The 19,583-nt window shown below is 66.5% G+C and carries 18 protein-coding genes; 7 read left to right on the top strand and 11 right to left on the bottom strand.

Annotated elements, in window-relative coordinates:
* Positions 1-5 precede the first annotated feature (5 nt).
* From K8U54_RS17390 to K8U54_RS17370, 5 genes are all read right to left on the bottom strand, one after another.
* On the bottom strand, positions 6-1,322 hold the full coding sequence (locus K8U54_RS17390) for an MFS transporter (protein ID WP_070885652.1): 1,317 nt from the start codon (positions 1,320-1,322) through the stop codon (positions 6-8).
* Positions 1,323-1,497: 175 nt separating this feature from the next.
* The gene (locus K8U54_RS17385; RefSeq protein ID WP_249906992.1) at positions 1,498-2,136 is read right to left on the bottom strand and encodes an N-carbamoylsarcosine amidohydrolase; all 639 of its coding nucleotides are present in this window, start codon (positions 2,134-2,136) and stop codon (positions 1,498-1,500) included.
* A 10-nt stretch (positions 2,137-2,146) separates the two neighbouring features.
* Positions 2,147-2,899: a maleate cis-trans isomerase family protein gene (locus K8U54_RS17380; protein WP_147177233.1), complete on the bottom strand. Its 753-nt coding sequence runs from the start codon at positions 2,897-2,899 to the stop codon at positions 2,147-2,149.
* Positions 2,896-3,717 carry an alpha/beta fold hydrolase gene (locus tag K8U54_RS17375; protein WP_249906991.1) on the bottom strand — a complete coding sequence of 274 codons (822 nt, stop codon included), beginning with the start codon at positions 3,715-3,717 and terminating at the stop codon, positions 2,896-2,898. Before K8U54_RS17375 ends, K8U54_RS17380 begins: the two co-directional genes overlap by 4 nt.
* Positions 3,714-4,862: an FAD-dependent monooxygenase gene (locus K8U54_RS17370; protein WP_249906990.1), complete on the bottom strand. Its 1,149-nt coding sequence runs from the start codon at positions 4,860-4,862 to the stop codon at positions 3,714-3,716. Before K8U54_RS17370 ends, K8U54_RS17375 begins: the two co-directional genes overlap by 4 nt.
* Positions 4,863-5,180: 318 nt before the next feature.
* Here K8U54_RS17370 and K8U54_RS17365 point away from each other — a divergent pair, with 318 nt between their 5' ends.
* The 4 genes from K8U54_RS17365 to K8U54_RS17350 all read left to right on the top strand — a co-directional run bounded on the left by K8U54_RS17365 (position 5,181) and on the right by K8U54_RS17350 (position 11,299).
* On the top strand, positions 5,181-6,233 hold the full coding sequence (locus tag K8U54_RS17365; protein WP_249906989.1) for a 2,5-dihydroxypyridine 5,6-dioxygenase: 1,053 nt from the start codon (positions 5,181-5,183) through the stop codon (positions 6,231-6,233).
* A 109-nt stretch (positions 6,234-6,342) separates the two neighbouring features.
* On the top strand, positions 6,343-6,792 hold the full coding sequence (locus K8U54_RS17360) for a MarR family winged helix-turn-helix transcriptional regulator (RefSeq protein ID WP_249906988.1): 450 nt from the start codon (positions 6,343-6,345) through the stop codon (positions 6,790-6,792).
* A 473-nt stretch (positions 6,793-7,265) separates the two neighbouring features.
* Entirely contained in the window at positions 7,266-7,760 is a 495-nt protein-coding gene (locus K8U54_RS17355) for a (2Fe-2S)-binding protein (protein ID WP_249906987.1), read from the top strand.
* Complete coding sequence (locus K8U54_RS17350; protein WP_249906986.1) at positions 7,751-11,299, top strand: molybdopterin cofactor-binding domain-containing protein; 3,549 nt, start codon at positions 7,751-7,753, stop codon at positions 11,297-11,299. Before K8U54_RS17355 ends, K8U54_RS17350 begins: the two co-directional genes overlap by 10 nt.
* Positions 11,300-11,308: 9 nt before the next feature.
* Here the strand turns inward: K8U54_RS17350 and K8U54_RS17345 are convergent, their stop codons facing one another.
* On the bottom strand, positions 11,309-11,962 hold the full coding sequence (locus K8U54_RS17345; protein ID WP_249906985.1) for a TetR family transcriptional regulator: 654 nt from the start codon (positions 11,960-11,962) through the stop codon (positions 11,309-11,311).
* A gap of 100 nt (positions 11,963-12,062) precedes the next feature.
* On the bottom strand, positions 12,063-13,745 hold the full coding sequence (locus K8U54_RS17340; protein ID WP_249906984.1) for a 2-isopropylmalate synthase: 1,683 nt from the start codon (positions 13,743-13,745) through the stop codon (positions 12,063-12,065).
* 305 nt (positions 13,746-14,050) lie between these two features.
* On the opposite strand from K8U54_RS17340, the gene K8U54_RS17335 reads away from it, so the two are divergent.
* Positions 14,051-14,815 carry an AraC family transcriptional regulator gene (locus tag K8U54_RS17335; protein ID WP_249906983.1) on the top strand — a complete coding sequence of 255 codons (765 nt, stop codon included), beginning with the start codon at positions 14,051-14,053 and terminating at the stop codon, positions 14,813-14,815.
* 157 nt (positions 14,816-14,972) lie between these two features.
* Here K8U54_RS17335 and ftrA read toward each other — a convergent pair whose 3' ends face one another.
* Complete coding sequence (ftrA, locus tag K8U54_RS17330; protein WP_249906982.1) at positions 14,973-15,932, bottom strand: transcriptional regulator FtrA; 960 nt, start codon at positions 15,930-15,932, stop codon at positions 14,973-14,975.
* 95 nt (positions 15,933-16,027) lie between these two features.
* Between ftrA and K8U54_RS17325 the strand changes: the two genes are divergently transcribed.
* Complete coding sequence (locus K8U54_RS17325) at positions 16,028-16,468, top strand: rhodanese-like domain-containing protein (protein WP_249906981.1); 441 nt, start codon at positions 16,028-16,030, stop codon at positions 16,466-16,468.
* Positions 16,462-16,977, top strand: coding sequence for a GNAT family N-acetyltransferase (locus tag K8U54_RS17320; RefSeq protein ID WP_249906980.1), 516 nt, complete (start codon positions 16,462-16,464; stop codon positions 16,975-16,977). The genes K8U54_RS17325 and K8U54_RS17320 overlap by 7 nt, the downstream gene beginning before the upstream one ends.
* 14 nt (positions 16,978-16,991) lie before the next feature.
* Here K8U54_RS17320 and K8U54_RS17315 read toward each other — a convergent pair whose 3' ends face one another.
* From K8U54_RS17315 to K8U54_RS17305, 3 genes are all read right to left on the bottom strand, one after another.
* The gene (locus K8U54_RS17315; protein ID WP_249906979.1) at positions 16,992-17,600 is read right to left on the bottom strand and encodes a recombinase family protein; all 609 of its coding nucleotides are present in this window, start codon (positions 17,598-17,600) and stop codon (positions 16,992-16,994) included.
* Positions 17,601-18,296, bottom strand: coding sequence for a response regulator transcription factor (locus K8U54_RS17310; RefSeq protein ID WP_249906978.1), 696 nt, complete (start codon positions 18,294-18,296; stop codon positions 17,601-17,603).
* A gap of 314 nt (positions 18,297-18,610) precedes the next feature.
* Positions 18,611-19,507 carry a LysR family transcriptional regulator gene (locus K8U54_RS17305; protein WP_249906977.1) on the bottom strand — a complete coding sequence of 299 codons (897 nt, stop codon included), beginning with the start codon at positions 19,505-19,507 and terminating at the stop codon, positions 18,611-18,613.
* Positions 19,508-19,583: the final 76 nt, after the last annotated feature.

Here is a 19,583-nt window from a genome sequence, read left to right as displayed (position 1 = left end):
TCCGGCTAGCGGTTGACCAGCTTGGCCGGCAGGGCGATGACCAACAGGCAGCTTAGGATCAGGCAACCGGCGAAGAACCACAGCGCCGCGTGGCTGGTGCCGGTCAGGTCGGTGACCAGGCCCATCAGCGAGTTGCTCACCAGCCCGGCGATATTGGCCAGCGAGCAGGCCAGGGCGAAGCCGGTCGCTGCGGCCGTGCCCTTGAGAAAGGTCGCCGGCAGGCTGAAGAACACCGGCACGGCGCCAATGATCGCCGCCGAGGCGATGGCGAACAGCGTCACGGTCATCACCAAGTTGTGGCTGAACAGCGTGCTGCTGGCCATGGCCGCGGCACCGACGATGAAGGGCACGATGATGTGCCAGCGCCGCTCACGGTGACGGTCCGAGCTGGCGCCGATCAGCAGCATGCCGGCCAGGGCCGCCAGGCTGGGAATGGCGGTCAGCAGGCCGATGTGAAAGGTGTCGGTCACCCCGGTGTTGCGGATGAAGGTCGGCATCCAGAAGCCCATGGCGTAGGCGCTGAGCAGGATGGAGAAGTCGATACCGCCGAGCATCCACACCTTGAGGTTGAAGAAGCCGTCGCGAAAGCTGTGCTTGCTGTCCTTGCCTTCCGCGTCGTCGGCCGCCAGGTCACTGGCCAGCTGCGCCTTTTCCTCGGCACTCAGCCACTTCGCCTGATTGAAGTGATTGGGCAAGGCCCAGAAGGTGAGGATGCCGAGCAGCACGCTGGGGATCGCCTCGAGCAGGAACAGCCACTGCCAGCCGCGCAGGCCATTGACCTGGTCGAAGTGGTTCATGATCCAGCCGGAAAGGGGCCCGCCGATCACGCTGGACAGCGGCAGGCCGATCATGAACAGCGCGATGATGCGCCCGCGTCGGTAGGTCGGGTACCAGGTGGTCAGGTAGTACAGCACGCCCGGCAGGAAGCCGGCTTCGGCGGCGCCGAGCAGGAAGCGGATGATGTAGAACTGCGTGGTGGTGGTCACGAACATGGTGCAGGCCGACAACAGCCCCCAGGTGATCATGATGCGGGCGATCCACACCTTGGCGCCGACCTTCTGCAGCACCAGGTTGCTGGGCACCTCGAAGAGGATGTAGCCGACGAAGAACAGCCCGGCACCGAGGCCGTAGGCCGCCTCGCTGAACTGCAGGTCGCTGAGCATCTGCAGCTTGGCGAAGCCGACGTTGATGCGATCCAGATAGGCGGCGAGGTAGCAGAAGCACAGGAAGGGGATGAGCTTCCAAGTCACTTTGCGGTACAGCTCCCTCGAGCTGTCGGCAGCACTGCCCATGGCGGTGCTGGTAGCGGGTACGTAAGGCATTGCGTTGTCTCCTGGCGGTGACTTGTGATTTTTGTTGAAGCCAGCAGTCGTCGACGCGTTGAGCGTCGCAACGGCGACTTCCCAAGGCAGCGTCAGTGCCATGCATGCATGGCGATCGCCCTCCGAGGGGCGACCAGTGGAGCAGGCAGCGTACCGCCAGCTCCTTATGGGTGAATCAGCGGGTGACCTCCTGCAGATAGCTCAGGGTTTCCTGCAGGCTCACGACATCGCCGTACTTGCTGTCGATGTCGAACAGGTTGGCCTCGTGGGGCGCCTGGTGGCGATCACCGACGCACTCGCGCACGACCATGGTGCGAAAACCATGCTGCACCCCATCCACCGCACTGGTGCGAATGCAGCCGCTGGTCGAGCAGCCCGCCAGGATCAGGGTGTCGATACCCTGGGCATGCAACTGTGCAGCCAGGCTGGTGCCGAAAAATACACTGGCGTACTGCTTGGTCACCACCTGCTCTCCCGGCAGCGGTGCGACCGCTGCGCAGAAATCGGCCAGCGGGTTGCCCTCGACCATGTCCTTCATCACCGGCGCCTTGCGCACCCACATGCCGCCGTCGGCACAATCGGCGGCCTGGTAGCGGATATTGCTGTGCACCAGGGTGATACCCAGCCGGCGCGCTGCCTCCAGCAAGGCCACCGACTGCTCCACCGCGCTGACCACGCCTGGCGCGTACAGCGGCGCGCCCGGCGTGGTGTAGCCCTGCATGAAGTCGATCATCAGCAATGCCGGCCGCGCGCCGAAGCCGATGCGCTGCCCCCACACGCCCTGATAGTTGTCGCTAAGGCTCTGCCCGCTCATGGCGATCCCCTCAGTAGGCGCCGGACAACAGCGCGCCGGCGCCGGGCACGATCGGCTCCAGGTCCAGGGCCTTGAGCATGCAGTAGGTGGTGGCGATGGCCGCCGTGACCACCGGCTTGCCGGTCAGTGCCTCGACCTTGGCCACCGCTGGCAGCGACTGCATCTGCACGCAGGCCGACAGCACCACCACATCGACGCCCTCCAGGTTCATGCCGGCGACGATATCCGGCAGGTTGGCCGGGTCGTGGCGCGCCACCTGCAGGTTGTCGGGTATTTCCAGGGCCCGCCAGTCGACCACCTCGAAGCCTTCTTCGCGGATGTAGTCGACCACCAGCTCGGTGAGCGGCTTCATGTAGGGCGCGACGATGGCGATGCGCTTGGCCTTCATCACCTTGAGCGCCTCGACCAGGGCACCGGCACTGGTGATCACCGGCGAGTTGGCGTCGTTGTCGGCGGTCACCTGGCGCAGGCGTTTTTCGGACTGGCGATGGTAGCCCAGGCCCATGGCCATGATCGCCACCAGGCAGGCATAGCCGAGCACGTCGACCTTGGCGTCGGACAGCTCCAGCGCGCAGCGATCGGACTCGGCATCCATGGCCGCCAGCTCTTCCTTCTTCACCTGCTTCATGCGCATGCGCGCCGAGTGAAAGGTGAAGCGCTCCGGGCGGATGGCCTGGCGCGCGGTGAGCATCGCCGGGATCTCGGTTTCCATGGTGGTGTTGGAGCTCGGCACGATCTGGCCGATGCGATAGAGCCTGTTCATGGCAGCACCTCGTGGTGAATGGGTTGGCCGAGGAAATCGCCGAAGGCGGCAAAGAACCCGCCCAGGTCGTCCCAGGGAATCATGTGCCCGGCATCGCTGACGCGGGCGATCTGCAGGTCCGGCTTGAGCGCGCGCAGCTCGGCCTCGTCGACCGCCTCGATCACCCCGCCGCGCCCGGCCACCATCAGCAGCGCTGGCTGCTGCACGGCCGGCAGGTACTGGTGGATATCCACGCTGTGAAACTCCTCGAAGGCCTGCACGATGGCCGGCTCGTAGCAGGTGTGCAGCCATTCGGCGCGCAACTGCAGCTGCTCGGGGGTCCAGCTCGGGCAGAAGGCCTTCATCGCCTCGGCATCCATGCCCTGCTCCGCCTGGCGGATGGAGTCGACGTACCAGGGCAGCTTGCTCGGGTAAGCGCGGCGGCCCGGGCCGGACACCGGTGGGTCGATCAGCACCAGGCGCTCCAGGCCGTCGGCGCCCATCGCCGCGGCGCGAATGGCGAAGCGTGCGCCCATCGAGTGGCCGAGCAGGCTGTAGCGCTCGAAGCCCAGGGCAGCGGCGAAGGCGATGATGTCCGCCGCGCAGGTGTCGGTGTCGTAGGCCAGCTGCGGCCCGGTGGACGACAGGCCACGGCCGCGCACATCGAGGATGTAGGTATCGAACTGGCGACCCAGCACCTCGCCGACGAAGCCCCAGGTGATCGCCGGGCTGGTGATGCCGGGCACCAGCAGCAGCACCGGCCCCTTGCCGCCGTAGCGCAGGTAGTGCTGGCGGATGCCGTTGGCCTGCACGTTGCCGCCGCCGATCAGGGTGCTCATGCCGCGACCCCGCTTTTCAGCGGCTGGGCATAGACGTCATAACCGTAGACCCAGGCCGGGTCTTCCTGGGTACGCAGGAAGGTGTTGGCGTTGGATACCGCCTGTACCCGTGACGCGCGCTCCTTGCGGTTGACCTCGTAGAGTTCGAACGCGGTGCGGTAGTCCGTCAGCCCGGTTTCCTGCAGGCAGCGGGTGAGCATAGCCGCGTCCTCGATGGCCATGCCGGCGCCCTGGGCCATGTGCGGCTTCATCGGGTGGCAGGCGTCGCCCAGCAGCACCAGCCGGCCACGGCTCCACAGCGGCAAGGGGTTGCGGTTGCGCAGCGGCCACTTGGTGATGTCTTCGGTGGAGCGGATCAGCTTCTGCACCGTCGGGTGATAGCCCTCGAACGCCGCCAGCATCTCCTCCTGGCTGCTGTCCACGTAGTTGCCCTGGAAGTCCCAGGCCTCGTGGGGCACGCCGGTGACGAAGTAGTACTCATCGCGCCTGGCGGTGGTGTGGTAGACCATCATGTGGCGGTCATCGGTCCACCACTTCACGCAGGGTTCGAACACGTCGGCATGGCGTACCAGGTTCTCGCCGCGAATCAGCGCCCGGTGCGCGACCCAGCCGCTGTAGATCGGTGCTTCGACGCCCAATAGTTCTTCGCGGATCTTCGAGTGAATGCCGTCGGCACCGATCACGATATCGGCCGTGGCCTGGCTGCCGTCGGTAAAGGTCAGGCGCACCTGGTCGCCCTCGTCGACGATGGTCTCCAGCTTCTTGCCGAACTGCAGCGTGCCCGGCGCGATGCTGTTGATCTGCAGGTCGTGCATGTCGCCACGGTGCACGGTGACGTAGGCCGCGCCGTACTCGCGACGGGCGAATTCACCCAGGGGAATGCGCGACAGGTAGTCGCCGCTGATGCCATCGCGGCTGTGCCAGAAATCCGGGTGCGAGCCCATCTGCTCCAGCGGCTGCTCCAGCCCCATGCGGCGGAAGATCTTCATCACGTTCGGGCCGACATGGATACCGGCACCCAGGCGTGAGAACTCCGGCGACTGCTCGTAGACGGTCACGTCGAAGCCAGCCTGCTGCAGCAAGGTGGCGGCGGCCGCACCGCCGAGACCGGCACCGACGATGGCGATTTTCTGCTGAGCGCCCATGGGCATCTCTCCTCTTCTTGGCTACTGAGCGGGACGGTGCCCGCAAGACAATTACAGTGTATGCACTATATTTTTCGAATGGGAAGAGGGTTCTGAAAGTATTTTTTTAAATTGCATAAAAGAACTAAAAAGCCGATAAAACCCCAATAAAACGGCATTTGTGTAGATTGGTAACGTTCGAGAGAAAGATTGCCAAGCGCTTGCGCATGAGGTTCTATTGAAAACAAATAGAGTGAACACTCTATAAAAATGCACCAACACTCAGCAGCCCGATCCACGATGGTGCACACAGCGAGCAACGCAATCAGGAGACCTGCCATGCCGGTAAGCGATAGTGAACTGACCCAGATGTTCGAACAGGTGCTGACCCTCTCGCGGGTCGACGAGACCCAGAGCGTGGCCATTCTCAAGAGCCATTACTCGAACCCGCGCACCGTGCGTGCGGCGATGGATGCCGCGCAGCGCCTGAAAGCCAAGGTGTATGCCGTGGAGCTGCCGTCCTTCAATCACCCGCGGGCCATGGGCAATGACATGACCGCCTACTGCGGCGACACCGCCCTGACCGGCAACCTGGCGGCGCAACGTGCGCTGGAGGCCGCCGACCTGGTGGTCGACACCATGATGCTGCTGCACTCGCCCGAGCAGGAGCAGATCCTCAAGACCGGCACCCGCATCCTGCTGGCCGTGGAACCGCCCGAAGTGCTGGCGCGCATGCTGCCGACCGAAGACGACAAGCGCCGCGTGCTGGCCAGCGAGGCGCTGCTCAAGCAGGCGCGCAGCCTGCATGTGCGCTCGGCAGCGGGCAGCGATTTCCATGCCGAGCTGGGGCAGTACCCGGCGGTGACCGAATACGGTTTCGCCGACGAGCCGGGGCGCTGGGATCACTGGCCCAGCGGCTTTCTGTTCAGCTGGCCCAACGAGGAAACCGCCCAGGGCACCCTGGTGCTGGATGTCGGCGATATCGTGCTGCCGTTCAAGAACTACTGCCGCGAGCGCATCACCCTGGAGATCGACAAGGGCTTTATCACCGGCATCCACGGCGGCTTCGAAGCCGAGTACCTGCGCGATTACCTGAAGTACTTCAAGGACCCCGAGGTCTACGGCATTTCCCACATCGGCTGGGGCCTGCAGCCACGCGCCCAGTGGACCGCCATGGGCCTGCACGACCGCAACGACGGCATGTGCATGGACGCCCGCGCCTTCTACGGCAACTTCCTGTTCTCCACCGGCCCGAACACCGAGGTCGGCGGTACCCGCAAGACGCCGTGCCACCTGGATATCCCGCTGCGCGGCTGCGATATCTACCTCGATGACAGGGCCGTGGTGCTGGCCGGCGACGTGGTCTACCCAGAGGAATCCAAGGCCAGCTGACAACGCGCCAGCTGCCGATCCTCCATTACCGGCAAGCCAGCGAGGCGCACACCTTGCCGGCTTGCGCGGTTATACTCGGCGCCCTGCGCCAGTAAGCGAAATTTCCCCCATGTCGATCGACGATTCGTCCGCCACTACCTATCAGGTCACCGAACAGATCGGTCACTTGCTGCGCAAGGCCTACCAGCGCCATACCGCGATCTTCCAGCAGAACGCCTGCGACGCCCAGCTCACCTCCATCCAGTTCGTCACCCTGTGCGCCCTGCGCGACCATGGCCCCAGCTCGCAAGCCGAGCTGATCAAGGCCACGGCGGTGGACCAGGCCACCATTCGCGGTATCGTCGATCGCCTCAAGGCCCGCGACCTGGTCGCCCTGTCGCCGGACCCCAGCGACAAGCGCAAGGTCATCGTCGAACTCACCAGCGCCGGCAGCGCGCTGCTCGCCGCCATGATCCCCTGCGCCCAGCAGATCAGCGAACTGACCATGGGCAGCCTCAACCCTGGCGAACGCATCGCCATCCTCTACCTGCTGCGCAAGATGAACGACAGCGGCGAGTAAGCCGCAAGCTGTTTACTTGCGACAAACAGTGCGTCGATAGCGGCCGTTCGATTCTGGTAGGCTGAAGCGGATCGCCGCCCGCCCCACCCTATAGCCGCGCACCTTCGGGGGTAGGGTGGGCTTCAGCCCACCAATTGGCGCACCGTCGCCCCGCAACCGTGACAATCAACTAGCAGCCCGTAGGACGGACCGGAACGCCGGTCCATACCCGCGATTCGTGCGCATGGCGCACTCCCACAAACGCCGGTCAGTCGCGGCTACCTCCAACTTGCAGGCATAGCATTCAAGATTTCCTACGGGAATCGCAGGTAGCTAGCTGGCGCCCTCTCCTGATTTACCCGCAACCACTCCCTGGCCCATTCCTTGCGTAGCACAAGACACTTTTCATGAAGTAAACACTTAACGAACAAAAAGCCCATTTCCTGAGTAGAGCGGTAACGCCGGGATCGGGCACACGAGGCAGCAAGGCATCCATGAAAAAGACCCTGACCCTGCAGGTGAATGGGCAGGCGGTGCAGCTCGACGCTGAACCGCAGACCCCACTGCTCTATATTCTGCGCAATGATCTGGCCCTCAATGGCCCCAAGTACGGCTGCGGCCTGGGTGAATGCGGCGCCTGCACGGTGATTGTCGATGGCCGCGCCACCCGCTCCTGCGTATTTCCCGTCGGCGGCGCCGTAGGCCGCAGCGTGACCACCCTGGAAGGCCTCGGCAGTCGCCAGTGCCCTGATCCGGTGCAGCAGGCCTTCATCACCGAGCAGGCCGCGCAATGCGGCTACTGCCTCAACGGCATGATCATGACCATCAAGGCCCTGCTGCTGCGCGACCCCAACCCCAGTGACGAACAGCTGCGCCGCGAGCTGTCCGCCAACCTGTGCCGCTGCGGCACCCACGTCGAAATCATGCGCGCCGTCCTGCGCGCCGCCGGCCGCCCGGCCGCCCCGCACGGAGACACCCCATGCAACTGACCCTCGAGCAATGGCTGGCCCAGCCCGACGTATTGCTGGTCGTCGATACCATCCAGCCGCCGTCCGGCCCGATGCCCAAGGGCCAGAGCGCCACGCTCAAGCCCAAGGAGCTGGGGCTGTTCCTGGCCATCACCGGGGCCGGCAAGGTGTACGCCTTCAACGGGCACGTGGATCTGGGCACCGGTATTCGCACCTCCCTGGCGCAGATCGTCGCCGAAGAGCTGTACCTGCAGCTGGATCAGGTCGAGATGGTGCTGGGCGATACCGAGCGCGCGCCCAACCAGGGCGCCACCATCGCCAGCGCGACCATCCAGATCAGCGCCGTGCCCTTGCGCAACGCCGCTGCCGAAGCCCGCCGTCACCTGCTGCAGCTGGCCAGCGAACGCTGGCAGACACCAGGCGAACAGCTGACCCTCGAGGACGGCGTGTTCACCCATCCCGATGGCCGCCAGCTGGGTTTCGGTGAGCTGATCACCGGCGGGCATATTCGCCTGGAAATCAGCGGCGAGGCGCCGCTCAAGGCGGCCAGCGAGTACCGCCTGGTCGGCCAGGGCGCGGCCCGGGTGGATATCCCCGCCAAGGCCACCGGCGAGCTCACCTACGTGCACGACATGCGCCTGCCCGGCATGCTGCACGGCCGCGTCATCCGCCCGCCGTATGCCGGTTACGACAGCGGCGATTTCGTCGGCAACAGCCTGCTGGCGGTGGATGAAAGCTCCATCGCCGACCTTCCCGGCATCGTCGCCGTGGTGGTGATCCGCGACTTCGTCGGCGTGGTCGCCGAGCGCGAGGAACAGGCCATCCGCGCCGCCCAGCAACTGCGCATCGAGTGGAAACCCTGGCAGCAAAAGCTGCCTGACATGCGTGATGTCGCCCAGGCCATTCGCGACAACCCGCGTATCGCCCGCACCGTGCTGGACAAGGGTGATGTCGAGCAGGCCTTGCAGGACGCCGACCAACGCCTGACCCGCACCTACCTGTGGCCCTACCAGCTGCACGCCTCCATCGGCCCGTCCTGCGCCGTGGCCGACTACGGCGAGCAACATTCGCGAGTGTGGTCCGGCACGCAGAACCCGCACCTGCTGCGCGCCGACCTGGCCTGGCTGCTGGAGTGCGACGAGCGCTGCATCGAGATCATCCGCATGGAGGCCTCGGGCTGCTACGGCCGCAACTGCGCCGACGACGTATGCGCCGATGCACTGCTGCTGTCCCGCGCCGTGGGCAAGCCGGTGCGCGTGCAGCTGACCCGCGAGCAGGAACACGTGTGGGAGCCCAAGGGCACCGCGCAGCTGATGGAGGTGGACGGCGGCCTGAACGCCGATGGCAGCATCAGCGCCTACGACTTCCAGACCAGCTACCCGTCCAACGGCGCGCCGACCCTGGCTCTGCTGCTGACCGGCCGGGTCGAGCCGCTGCCGATGATGTTCGAGATGGGCGACCGCACCTCGATACCGCCCTACGACTACGAGCACATGCGCGTGACCATCAACGACATGGCGCCGCTGGTGCGCGCCTCGTGGATGCGTGGCGTCTCGGCGCTGCCCAACAGCTTCGCCCATGAGTCCTACATCGACGAGCTGGCCTTTGCTGCCGGCGTCGATCCCGTGCAGTACCGGTTGCAGCATCTGAAGGATGATCCCAGGGCCCGCGAGCTGATCGAAGCCACGGCCAAGCGCGCCGACTGGCAACCCCATACCCAGCCGCAGCAGACACCGGCCGAGGGTGACGTGTTGCGTGGTCGCGGCTTCGCCTATGCGCGCTACATCCACAGCAAGTTCCCCGGCTTCGGCGCGGCCTGGGCCGCCTGGGTCGCCGACGTGGCGGTGGACAAGCGCACCGGTGAAGTGGCGGTAACGCGGGTGGTGATCGGCCACGACGCCGGCATGATGATCAACCCCGACGGCGTGCGCCACCAGATCCACGGCAACGTGGTGCAGTCCACCAGCCGGGTGCTCAAGGAGCAGGTGCAGTTCGAGGAGTCCAGGGTCGCCAGCAGCGAATGGGGCACCTACCCGATCCTCACCTTCCCGGAAGTGCCGGCCATCGACGTGATGATGATGCCGCGCCAGAGCGAGCCGCCCATGGGCAGCGGCGAGTCGGCCTCGGTGCCCAGCGCCGCGGCCATCGCCAATGCCATCTATGACGCCACCGGCCTGCGCTTTCGGGAACTGCCGATCACCGCCGAGCGAGTGCGCGCCGCCCTCAATGGCGGCGCGCCCGGCGAAGACGCGCCCCCCACGACAACCGGCAAGAAACGCAGCAAATGGTGGCTTGGCGGCCTGGCCGGCGTGTTCGGCACCGCCCTGGGCCTGCTCGCCACCGCCATGCCCTGGCGCGCCGAAATCGCCCCGGTGGCACCGGCCGCGCCGGGCACCTGGTCCACGGCGACCCTGGAGCGCGGCCGTTTGCTGGCAGCGGCCGGTGATTGCGCGGTGTGCCACACCGCACCGGACGGCGCGACCAACGCTGGCGGCCTGGCCATGCAGACGCCGTTCGGCACCCTGTACAGCACCAATATCACCCCGGACCGGGAAACCGGCATCGGCACCTGGTCGTTCGGCGCCTTCGAGCGCGCCATGCGCGAAGGCATCAGCCGCGACGGCCGCCACCTCTACCCGGCCTTCCCTTACACCGCGTTTCGCAGCATCAGCGACACCGACATGCAGGCGCTCTATGCCTACCTGATGTCCCAGGCGCCGGTGACGCAATCCGCCCCCGCCAACCAGATGAGCTTTCCGTTCAATATCCGCCCGCTGATGGCCGGCTGGAACGCCCTGTTTCTCGGCCGTGGCGAATACCAGGCCGACCCCAGCCGCACCGAGCAGTGGAACCGCGGCGCCTACCTGGTCAACGGTTTGGGCCACTGCGCCGCCTGCCACTCTCCACGCAACCTGCTGGGTGCGGAAAAGACCGGCAAGGCCTTTCTCGCTGGTGGCATGGTCGATGGCTGGGAGGCGCCGGCCCTGAATGCCCTGAGCAGCAGCGGCGTGCCCTGGACGGAGGCCGAGCTGAGCGAATACCTGAGCAGCGGCTTCTCCAGTCAGCATGGTGTGGCCGCCGGGCCCATGGGGCCGGTGGTCAGTGAACTGGCAACCTTGCCGAAAAGCGATGTGGAGGCCATCGCCCACTATCTGGTGTCACTGGATAGCGGCGCCAAGGCGAGCACCACAGCGACCGCCGCCACGGGCATCGACCCCCTCTCCCTCAACCGTGGCCAGCGCGTCTTCGAGGGTGCCTGCCAGGCCTGTCACAGCGACGGCAACGGGCCGCAGCTGTTCGGCGTCAGCCCGTCGATGGCGGTCAACAGCAACGTCCACAGCGCCGTCCCGGACAACCTGCTGAACGTCATCCTGCATGGTATCGACAAGCCGGCCACGCCCGATCTGGGCTACATGCCGGCATTCAAGGACAACCTCAGCGACCGCCAGGTGGCGGACCTGGCCGGCTACCTGCGCCAGCGTTTCGCCGGCGACCAACCGGCCTGGAAGAACCTGCAGGAGAAGGTCGCCCACGTGCGCGCCAACCCGGGCAGCCACTGACGACGCAGCCTAGACGCCCTCGCCCGCTCGGGCCAGGCCGCGCAGCACCAGGTCGCAGATGAATGCCAGCCAGTGCTGCTTCTCCTTCGGCGAGGCCAGCGCATCGTCGAGAAAGCAGCTGAGGGTGTGCAGGTTCGAGTTATAGAAGTAGCAGAGCGAGGCGATCATCAGGTACACGTGGCGGATATCGATGTCCTCACGAAACAGCCCCTGCTGCTGGCCCGCCCTGACGATGGGTTCGAGCATCCCCACCGCCGTGCCCGATAGCGCCCGCAGGTTGCTCGACTTGCGGGCGTGGACGCCCTGCAACAGGTTTTCCGTGCCCAGGATGGTGATGAACTCGGGGTGCTTGAGGTAATGGTTCCAGGTGAAGGCCACCAGATCGCGGATCGCCTGCCGGGGATCCGCCAGGTCGAAGCGCTGGCGCGCCTCGGCGCGGTTGAACTGGGCGTAGATATGCTCCAGCACGCTGACGAACAGCTCGTCCTTGCTGCCGAAGTAGTAGTAGATCATCCGCTCGTTGCACTGCGCCTGGCTGGCGATCTGCTCGGTGCGCGCCCCGGCGTAACCCTGGCGGCTGAACACCTTGACCGCCGCCTTGAGAATGGCCGTTCGGGTACGGTCTGCCTGAGCAGCTCGGGTACCAGCCCCAGGCTTTTGCATGATCAACTCCACCTCCAAGACGATGGCGAAGTATGGAGCATGGAACGCCCGATACCAATTGCTCGCCACCGTCGGAGGCCTGTTGGCAACCAATACGCGATCAGTCTGCGGCCAACCGCTCCACGCCGTCGTCGAAACGTGCCACCGCGACCAGCAACGCCTGGATCGAGGCGACGACGATGTTCCCATGGCTGCCGGCACCGAAGCGCGAGCCAGGCACACCCGGCCACGCCACTTCGATCATGGCCAGAGCCTGGGCGCCAGCGCCGCCACCCAGGCTGCGTTCCTCGTAGCTGTCGACGCGGATCGGCAGGCCGAGCGCAGCCACGGCGGCGTCGATGGGGCCATTACCCACGCCCTGCAGCGCCTGTCGGCGACCATCGGGCCGGGCGATCTCCAGCCGCACGCCCTGACCGGCCTCGGCCTCGAACAGCTGGTGGCCCAGATAGACCAGTTCGCCACCCGTGCGCGCGGGCGCCAGATAGTGGCGCTGGAACAGCTCCCAGAGCTCGGCGCTGGTCAGTTCCGTTTCGCTGCTGTCCGCCCGCTTCTGCACGATGGCGCTGAATTCCACCTGCATGCGCCGCGGCATCGACACGCCGTGGTCGCGCTGCAGCAGGTAGGCGATACCGCCTTTGCCCGACTGGCTGTTGACCCGCACGATGCTGTCGTAGGTGCGCCCCAGATCCTTCGGGTCGATCGGCAGGTACGGCACCTCCCAGATGCCATTCGGATCCTGCGCGGCGAAACCCTTGGCGATGGCATCCTGGTGCGAGCCGGAGAAAGCGGTGAATACCAGGTCGCCGACATAGGGATGACGCGGGTGGATCGGCAGCCCCGTGCAGGTCTCGGCGACCCGCGCCACACCGGCGATATCGGAGAAATCCAGGCCCGGGTCGATGCCCTGGGTGTAGAGGTTCAACGCCAGGGTAACCAGGTCGAGGTTGCCACTGCGCTCGCCATTGCCGAACAGGCAGCCTTCGACCCGTTGGGCACCGGCCAGCAGCGCCTGCTCGGCACAGGCCACGCCGGTGCCGCGGTCGTTGTGCGGGTGCACCGAGAGCACCACATGCGCGCGGCGCTCCAGGCGCTCGTGTATCCACTCGACCTGGTCGGCGAAGACGTTCGGCGTCGCCACTTCCACCGTGGTCGGCAGGTTGACGATGATCGGCCGAGCGGGGCCGGCATCCCAGGTGCGGATGGCGGCGTTGCACAGGCGCAGGGAGACCTCCAGCTCGGCCATGCAGAAGGTTTCCGGGGAGTATTGCAGTACCCACTCGGTCTCGGGGTGCGCTGCCACCTTGTCCCTGAGCAGTTGCACGTGGCGCACCACCAACTGCTCCACCTCGTCCACCGAAAGGCCGAACACCACGCGCCGCCACACCGGTGCGATGGCGTTGTACAGGTGCACGATCACCCGCCGCGCGCCAGCCACGGCGCGCACGGTCTCGTCGATCAGATCCTCGCGCAACTGGGTCATGACCATCGGCGTGACATCATCGGGAATGCCGCCCTCATCGATCAGTTGGCGGATGATCGCGAAGTCGGTACGCGAGGCGGCCGGAAAGCCCACCTCGATCTCCTTGAAACCCAGGCGCACCAGCTCGCCGAACAGCTGCAGCTTGCGCTGCCGGTTCATCGGCTCGAACAGTGCCTGGTTGCCGTCACGCAGGTCGGTGGAAAGCCACACCGGCGCTTGAGCGATACGCCGGGAAGGCCAGCGACGATCAGGCAGATCGACAGGGGGAAAGGCGCGGTACTTGGTTTGCGGATTGCGCAACATGGGGTGAACCTCGAACGGGTGAACGGGCGGTGCCGATCTCCCCTGCCCGCCATGGCGGGCTGTTCAAGGCCGGGATCTGGAGGAGATCGCAAGTCGGCGCCGCACACGCGGCGACAGACCCCGGCCGAAGCTCAGGGCTGGTAGCGTTAGCGGGGGCAGCAGCAGGTTCATGGCGCGAATCCGATAAGACAGGCGCCCAGCATAGGCCGGCAGAAGCCTGGCTACTCACGACAAATGGTCCGTCGTTATCGCCAAATGGTCATCACCACAGCTAAGCTGGTCAGCCGCCTAGCCTGGACGCGCCCATGGTCGACCACAGCCAACTGCCCCACGAATCCCGGGCGATGCCGGTCACCGGCGTCGCTGTCGATTACCCCAGCGGCCATCAGGTGCCCGCCCACCACCATCCGCGTGCACAGCTGATCTATGCCATTTCCGGGGTACTGGTGGTTGAAACGCCGGCGGGCCGCTGGGTGATACCGCCGACCCGTGCCGTGTGGGTACAGGCAGGCGTCGAGCATGCCCTGCGCATCCGCGGCAAGGCCTGCATGCGCAGCCTGTTCGTCAACCCGGATGCCATCGAAGGATTGCCCACGGGCAACTGCGTGATTGATGTATCGCCCCTGCTGCGCGAACTGATCCTGGCCGCCACCCTGGTGCCGCCCCAGTACCGTGCGGACAGCCGGGACGGCCGCCTGATGCGTTTTCTCCTCGACGAACTGCGCAGCCTGCCGGTGCTGCCCTTTCACCTGCCCTGGCCGGATGACGAGCGCATCGCCCGCGTCTGCCTGGCCTTGACCCAGAACCCGGCGCAGGCCGAGGGTGCCGAGCATTGGGCCGGTCGATTGGCCATGAGCCCGAAAACCTTTCACCGCCGCTTTCTCGGCAGCACCGGCATCACCTTCGGCCGCTGGCGCCAACAGGCACGCCTGCTGCTCTCCCTGGAAGCCCTGGCCGAAGGCAGGCCCGTGCTGCAAGTGGCCCTGCAGCACGGTTACGACAGTCAGAGCGCCTATGCCGCAGCGTTCCGACGGCAGTTCGGTGTTGCGCCTTCAAGCTTCTACAACTGAAGAGCGCAGCCCGGCTGTTCGATAGTCGGGGCTGAGCCTGGAGCAACCCGGCCTATGCAGATGCCGTCCGGACGATCTCGCCCCCCTGACAGCTCCCGATACCGGCAAAGCCAAGGCTGGCAGCGCGGCGGGATGCCAGCCAACGCCCAACCTGCGCCTATCGCTGCCCGAAGCGCTCGCGGTAAAACGACGGTGCCAGGCCGACCAGTTTGCGAAATGCCACGCGAAAGCTTTCCACCGAGGCGAACCCACAGCGCTCGGCGATCTGTTCGCTGTTCAGGCCCGTGCTTTCCAGCAGCGAGCGGGCCTGGGCCATGCGCGCATGCTGCAGCCAGCGTTTGGGCGTCATGCCGGTGGCCTCGCTGAAACGCCGCAGGAAGGTGCGCTCGCTCATCAAGGCCCTGGCCGCCAGTTGGCTCACGGTCAGGGGCTCACCGAGGTGCTGGCGTGCCCACTCCAGCACCGCGGACAGATCGTCCCTGGGCGCCTGGGCAACCGGTGCCGGGATGAACTGGGCCTGCCCACCGGAGCGTTGCGGGGCCATCACCAGGCGGCGTGCCACGCTATTGGCGACATGGGCGCCGAAGTCACGCTCCACCAGATGCAGGCAGGCATCGATGCCGGCTGCGCTACCGGCCGAGGTGATGACCTGGCCACTGTCGACGTAGAGCACCGCCGGGTCGACATCGATCGTGGGGAAGCGGGCTGTCAGTTCATCCGTGTAGCGCCAATGGGTCGTGGCGCGCTGGCCATCCAGCAGGCCGGCAGCCGCCAGCACGAACACCCCCGAGCAGATCGACAGCAGCCGCGCGCCTCTGCCGTGGGCGCTGCGCAGCCCATCGATCAGTGGCTGCGGCGGCCGCTCGTTGCGGTCACGCCAACCCGGCACGATGATCGTGCGCGCCTCGCGCAGCGCCTCGAGACCGGCATCGGCGCTTACCTGAATGCCGCCCAGCGCACGCATCGGCCCCGGGTCCACGGCGACGATGCGGTGCCGGTACCAGGGGAAATCGAATTCCGGCCGCGGCAGGCCGAAGATCTCCACGGCGATGCCGAATTCGAAGGTGCACAAGCCGTCATAGGCCAGCACGGCCACCAGGCCTGGGTCGCGGTTCATTTGGCGGAAAACTACCGGTCAACGTCGATTTCGCCACTGTAGCGCGCCAGGGGCGCCAACTAAAGTGGGCGCTCCGTCAACCAGGAGCTACCACCATGCCAAGCCTTGTCAGCGAAATCCCCGCCGCCTCCCGTGCCGAAGCGCAGGCGCACTTCGGCAATCGGCTGCGTTTCGAAACCGACTGCTCGGATGTCCACCGCAGCCAGCAAACCGGTGATGTCGACTACCTGCTGGTGGACGTGCGTGGCCCCGAGGCCTATGCCGCCGGCCATGTTCCGGGCGCCATCAATATCCCCACGCGAACCATCACGGCCGAGCGGCTGGCAGCGTTCGACCCTTCGACGCTGTTCGTCGTCTACTGCGCCGGCCCGCACTGCAATGGCGTCCACCGCGCGGCCCTGCGCCTGGCCGGCCTTGGCTACGGGGTAAAGGAAATGCTCGGCGGGGTGACCGGCTGGCTCGACGAGGGCTTGGCGCTGGTTGGCGACGGCGGTACGCAACCGGCGCCCGCCTGCGCCATTTCCTGCGCATGCTGAGCCCCTGCGATGCCGTTCGAGCGGCCGAGCAGAGCGACGTACCCGCGCTGCTCGCGATGATGCGCGAGCTGGCCGGGTTCGAGGACTACCTCGATGACTTCAGGGTCGATGAGCAGGCATTGTTGAGCCGCGCCTTTGGCCCGGATGCCCGGTGCGAGGTGCTGGTGGCCGACGGCGGGGGCCACCTGGCCGGTTATGCCGTGGTGCTGGCAATCCCCTTCACCTTCGATCTGCGCCCCACCCTGCTGCTCAAGGAACTGTACGTCCGCGAAGGATATCGCCGCGCAGGGCTGGGCCAGGCGCTGATGCAGGGGATCGCCCTGCTGGCGCAGCGCAAGGGTGCGGGGCGGCTGAAATGGGATGTGCTGCGCGGCAACGCGCGCGCGCAAGCCTTCTACGCCCGCCTGGGCGGCAAGCCCGACGACAAATGGGTGGCCTACCAGATGGACCGGCAGGCGCTCGACCGACTCGTCGCCTCGCCCGAGATGGCCGACTCGCACCCTTCTTGACAGCGGCAGCCCGCTCAGCCCGCGGGCTGCTTCACCCGCCCCAGCGCCCGGTACAGCGTCGAGCGATGTACGCCGAGCGTGCTGGCGGCTTCGCTGACCGAGCTGCCCTGCCCGATCATCTGCTTGGCGAGCACGATCTGCTCTGCGGACAGGCACGGCTTGGCGCCGAATTGCACGCCGCGCGCCTTGGCGGCTGCGCGGCCGAGGCTGGTACGCTCGACGATCAGCGAGCGTTCGAAGGCGACGATGCCGGCGAACACCGCCAGCACCGGCTGGCCCCCGGCATCGCCGCTGACCCAGGGCTCAGCGAGGCTGGCCAGCCGGGCGCCAGTGAGGTGAACATGCTCGGCGATCTCCAGCAGGTCGCGGGTGCTGCGCGCCAGGCGATCGAGCCGGGTGACCATCAGGGTGTCGCCTGCCTGGATGTCGCCAAGCAGGCGCGCCAGCTCCGGCCGGTTGCGCCAGACGTGCTGGCCTTTCTCCTCGACCAGCTGGCCACAACCGGCCGCTCGCAGCGCCAGGATCTGCGCCTGCGCATCGGTCTCTTCGCGGCTGGGGCGGGCGTAGCCGATCACGCGCCCGGCTGCCGGCGCCGGGCCGTTGGTTGTTGATGCCTTCGCCACTCAGTGCTCCTCATCGATCAAGCGGTAACCGACGCCCACGATGGTCTGGATCACTCGCGGGGCACCCGGGTCGTCCCCGAACTTCTGGCGCAGCCGGCCGACCACCGTGCGCAGGCTGCGGCTGTCGCCCAGGTGGCTGGCACCCCAGACCAGGCGGATCAACTGTTCGGCGGTGACGCCGCGGCCGTGATTGCGGGCGAGAATCTCCAGCACGCCGTACTCCCTCCTGCTCAGGCTGATCGCCACGCCGCGCAGGGTCACCAGGCGCTGGGACAGGTCGACGTACAGCTGCCCCGCACGGATGGCCGGCTGCAGCACCAACTCGTCCGACGAGGCGCGCAGCAGCCCACGGATGCGGGCCATGAACGCCTGGATGCCGAAGGGCTTGGTGACGTAGTCGTTGGCACCCAGGTCCAGCAGGCGCACCTTCTCCTCCTGGCTGTTGCGCACCGACAGCACCAGCACCGGCACCGCCGACCAGGCGCGCAGCTCGAGCAGCACCTGGCTGCCGTCCATGTCCGGCAGGCCGAGGTCGAGAATGACCAGGTGCGGTGCCTGGATCGCCGCCAGCGTCAGGCCCTTGGCGCCCGTGGCGGCCTCCAGCACGGTGAACGACTGGCTGGCGAGGCTGATGCGCAGCAGCTTGCGGATCTGCTTCTCGTCGTCGATCACCAGGATGCGCGGCGACTCATTCATCGGCGCCTCCCGCCATCCCGGCATTGCGGGCCAAGAGCAGATGCAGCGATGCGGCAGGAAAAAGGTTCATTTGGCGCGCCTCGGATACCGGGAATCCCGAGGTGTGAAAACTCGTCTGGATGTCGGCGAATTATCGAGCGCGGACAATCATCAGGCGCGTAAAAAAAGCGTAATTTCTGGACGTTGCCCCGGCTGACAGACATCCCGATTACGGATGCGAAGGTTCGTCTCAGACGAGAAGAATCAGCAGAGCGCTGCAACTGAAGTGGCTCTCTACGCGAGCGTGCAGGCCTTCTTGCGCAAGGCGCGGCACGTTAGCCGGCCTCGGGCACACCCCCCAGATGGGCGAGCAGGCTGCGCATCGGCCTCGACAGCTGGTTCCAGTCCCTGAAACACAGGCATAGTTCGCGCCGGGCCCAGGCATCGTCGAGGGCGATCATCCTGAGGCCGTGGCGGCGCCTGTGCAGCCGGGCGATGCCGTGGGGCAGGATGCCGAGGCCGATGCCATGGGCGACCATCTGGCAGAGCGCCTCGAAGCTGTGCATGCGGATGCGCAGATCCAATGGCCGACCGGCCACTCGCGCATGCTCGTTGATGTGCTCCTGCAGGGCGCTGCCCTGGGCCAGTCCGACGAACGCCTCGCCCAGCACGTCGGCGAACGCCAGGTTGCGGCGTGGCGCGAGGGGATGCCCCTGAGCGGCGACCAGCACCAGATGATCCCTGGCCACCGGTTGCAGCTGCACGCCCTCGGCGCCGACCGCGCTGGACACGATGCCCGCCTCGGCCAGCCCGCAGGCCACGTTGCGCACGATATCCACGCTGGTGCGCTCCTTGAGCTCGATGCGCAGGCGCGGCCGCTCGGCCAGCCAGGGCGCCAGCCGGCCCGGCAGGAACAGCGTCAGCGCGGCGGTATTGGCATACAGATCGAGGGCGCCTCGCGCCCCGGCTGCATAGTCCTGCAGCTCGTCGTTCAAGGCCTGCTGCTGGCGCATCATCAGGCGGGCGTGATGGGCCAGCGCCTCACCGGCCTCGGTGGTGATCACGCCTCGCGGGCGCCGCTCCAGCAAGGTCACCCCGACGGCCTCTTCCATCTTGCGCAGCCGTTCGCTGGCGGACGCCAGGGCGAGGTTGGCCCGCGCCGCGCCCGCGGTGATGCTGCCGGCATCGGCGATGCACAGAAACAGCTGAAGATCCGCCAGGTCGAGTCGCATCGGGGCCTCTCTGCCTCCGGTTTTTCCGAAGGCTGCACTGAGTTTTCCGCATTGTGCCGAGTCCCCTGAAGGGCTT

The organism is Pseudomonas fulva (assembly GCF_023517795.1).
Lineage (GTDB): Bacteria > Pseudomonadota > Gammaproteobacteria > Pseudomonadales > Pseudomonadaceae > Aquipseudomonas > Aquipseudomonas fulva_D.
This window is presented reverse-complemented; position numbering and strand designations above follow the sequence as displayed.

Coding starts and splice junctions, on each gene's coding strand:
- K8U54_RS17390 (WP_070885652.1), bottom strand. CDS start 1,322: ATGCCTTACGTACCCGCTACCAGCACCGCCATGGGCAGTGCTGCCGAC.
- K8U54_RS17385 (WP_249906992.1), bottom strand. CDS start 2,136: ATGAGCGGGCAGAGCCTTAGCGACAACTATCAGGGCGTGTGGGGGCAG.
- K8U54_RS17380 (WP_147177233.1), bottom strand. CDS start 2,899: ATGAACAGGCTCTATCGCATCGGCCAGATCGTGCCGAGCTCCAACACC.
- K8U54_RS17375 (WP_249906991.1), bottom strand. CDS start 3,717: ATGAGCACCCTGATCGGCGGCGGCAACGTGCAGGCCAACGGCATCCGC.
- K8U54_RS17370 (WP_249906990.1), bottom strand. CDS start 4,862: ATGGGCGCTCAGCAGAAAATCGCCATCGTCGGTGCCGGTCTCGGCGGT.
- K8U54_RS17365 (WP_249906989.1), top strand. CDS start 5,181: ATGCCGGTAAGCGATAGTGAACTGACCCAGATGTTCGAACAGGTGCTG.
- K8U54_RS17360 (WP_249906988.1), top strand. CDS start 6,343: ATGTCGATCGACGATTCGTCCGCCACTACCTATCAGGTCACCGAACAG.
- K8U54_RS17355 (WP_249906987.1), top strand. CDS start 7,266: ATGAAAAAGACCCTGACCCTGCAGGTGAATGGGCAGGCGGTGCAGCTC.
- K8U54_RS17350 (WP_249906986.1), top strand. CDS start 7,751: ATGCAACTGACCCTCGAGCAATGGCTGGCCCAGCCCGACGTATTGCTG.
- K8U54_RS17345 (WP_249906985.1), bottom strand. CDS start 11,962: ATGCAAAAGCCTGGGGCTGGTACCCGAGCTGCTCAGGCAGACCGTACC.
- K8U54_RS17340 (WP_249906984.1), bottom strand. CDS start 13,745: ATGTTGCGCAATCCGCAAACCAAGTACCGCGCCTTTCCCCCTGTCGAT.
- K8U54_RS17335 (WP_249906983.1), top strand. CDS start 14,051: ATGGTCGACCACAGCCAACTGCCCCACGAATCCCGGGCGATGCCGGTC.
- ftrA (WP_249906982.1), bottom strand. CDS start 15,932: ATGAACCGCGACCCAGGCCTGGTGGCCGTGCTGGCCTATGACGGCTTG.
- K8U54_RS17325 (WP_249906981.1), top strand. CDS start 16,028: ATGCCAAGCCTTGTCAGCGAAATCCCCGCCGCCTCCCGTGCCGAAGCG.
- K8U54_RS17320 (WP_249906980.1), top strand. CDS start 16,462: ATGCTGAGCCCCTGCGATGCCGTTCGAGCGGCCGAGCAGAGCGACGTA.
- K8U54_RS17310 (WP_249906978.1), bottom strand. CDS start 18,296: ATGAATGAGTCGCCGCGCATCCTGGTGATCGACGACGAGAAGCAGATC.
- K8U54_RS17305 (WP_249906977.1), bottom strand. CDS start 19,507: ATGCGACTCGACCTGGCGGATCTTCAGCTGTTTCTGTGCATCGCCGAT.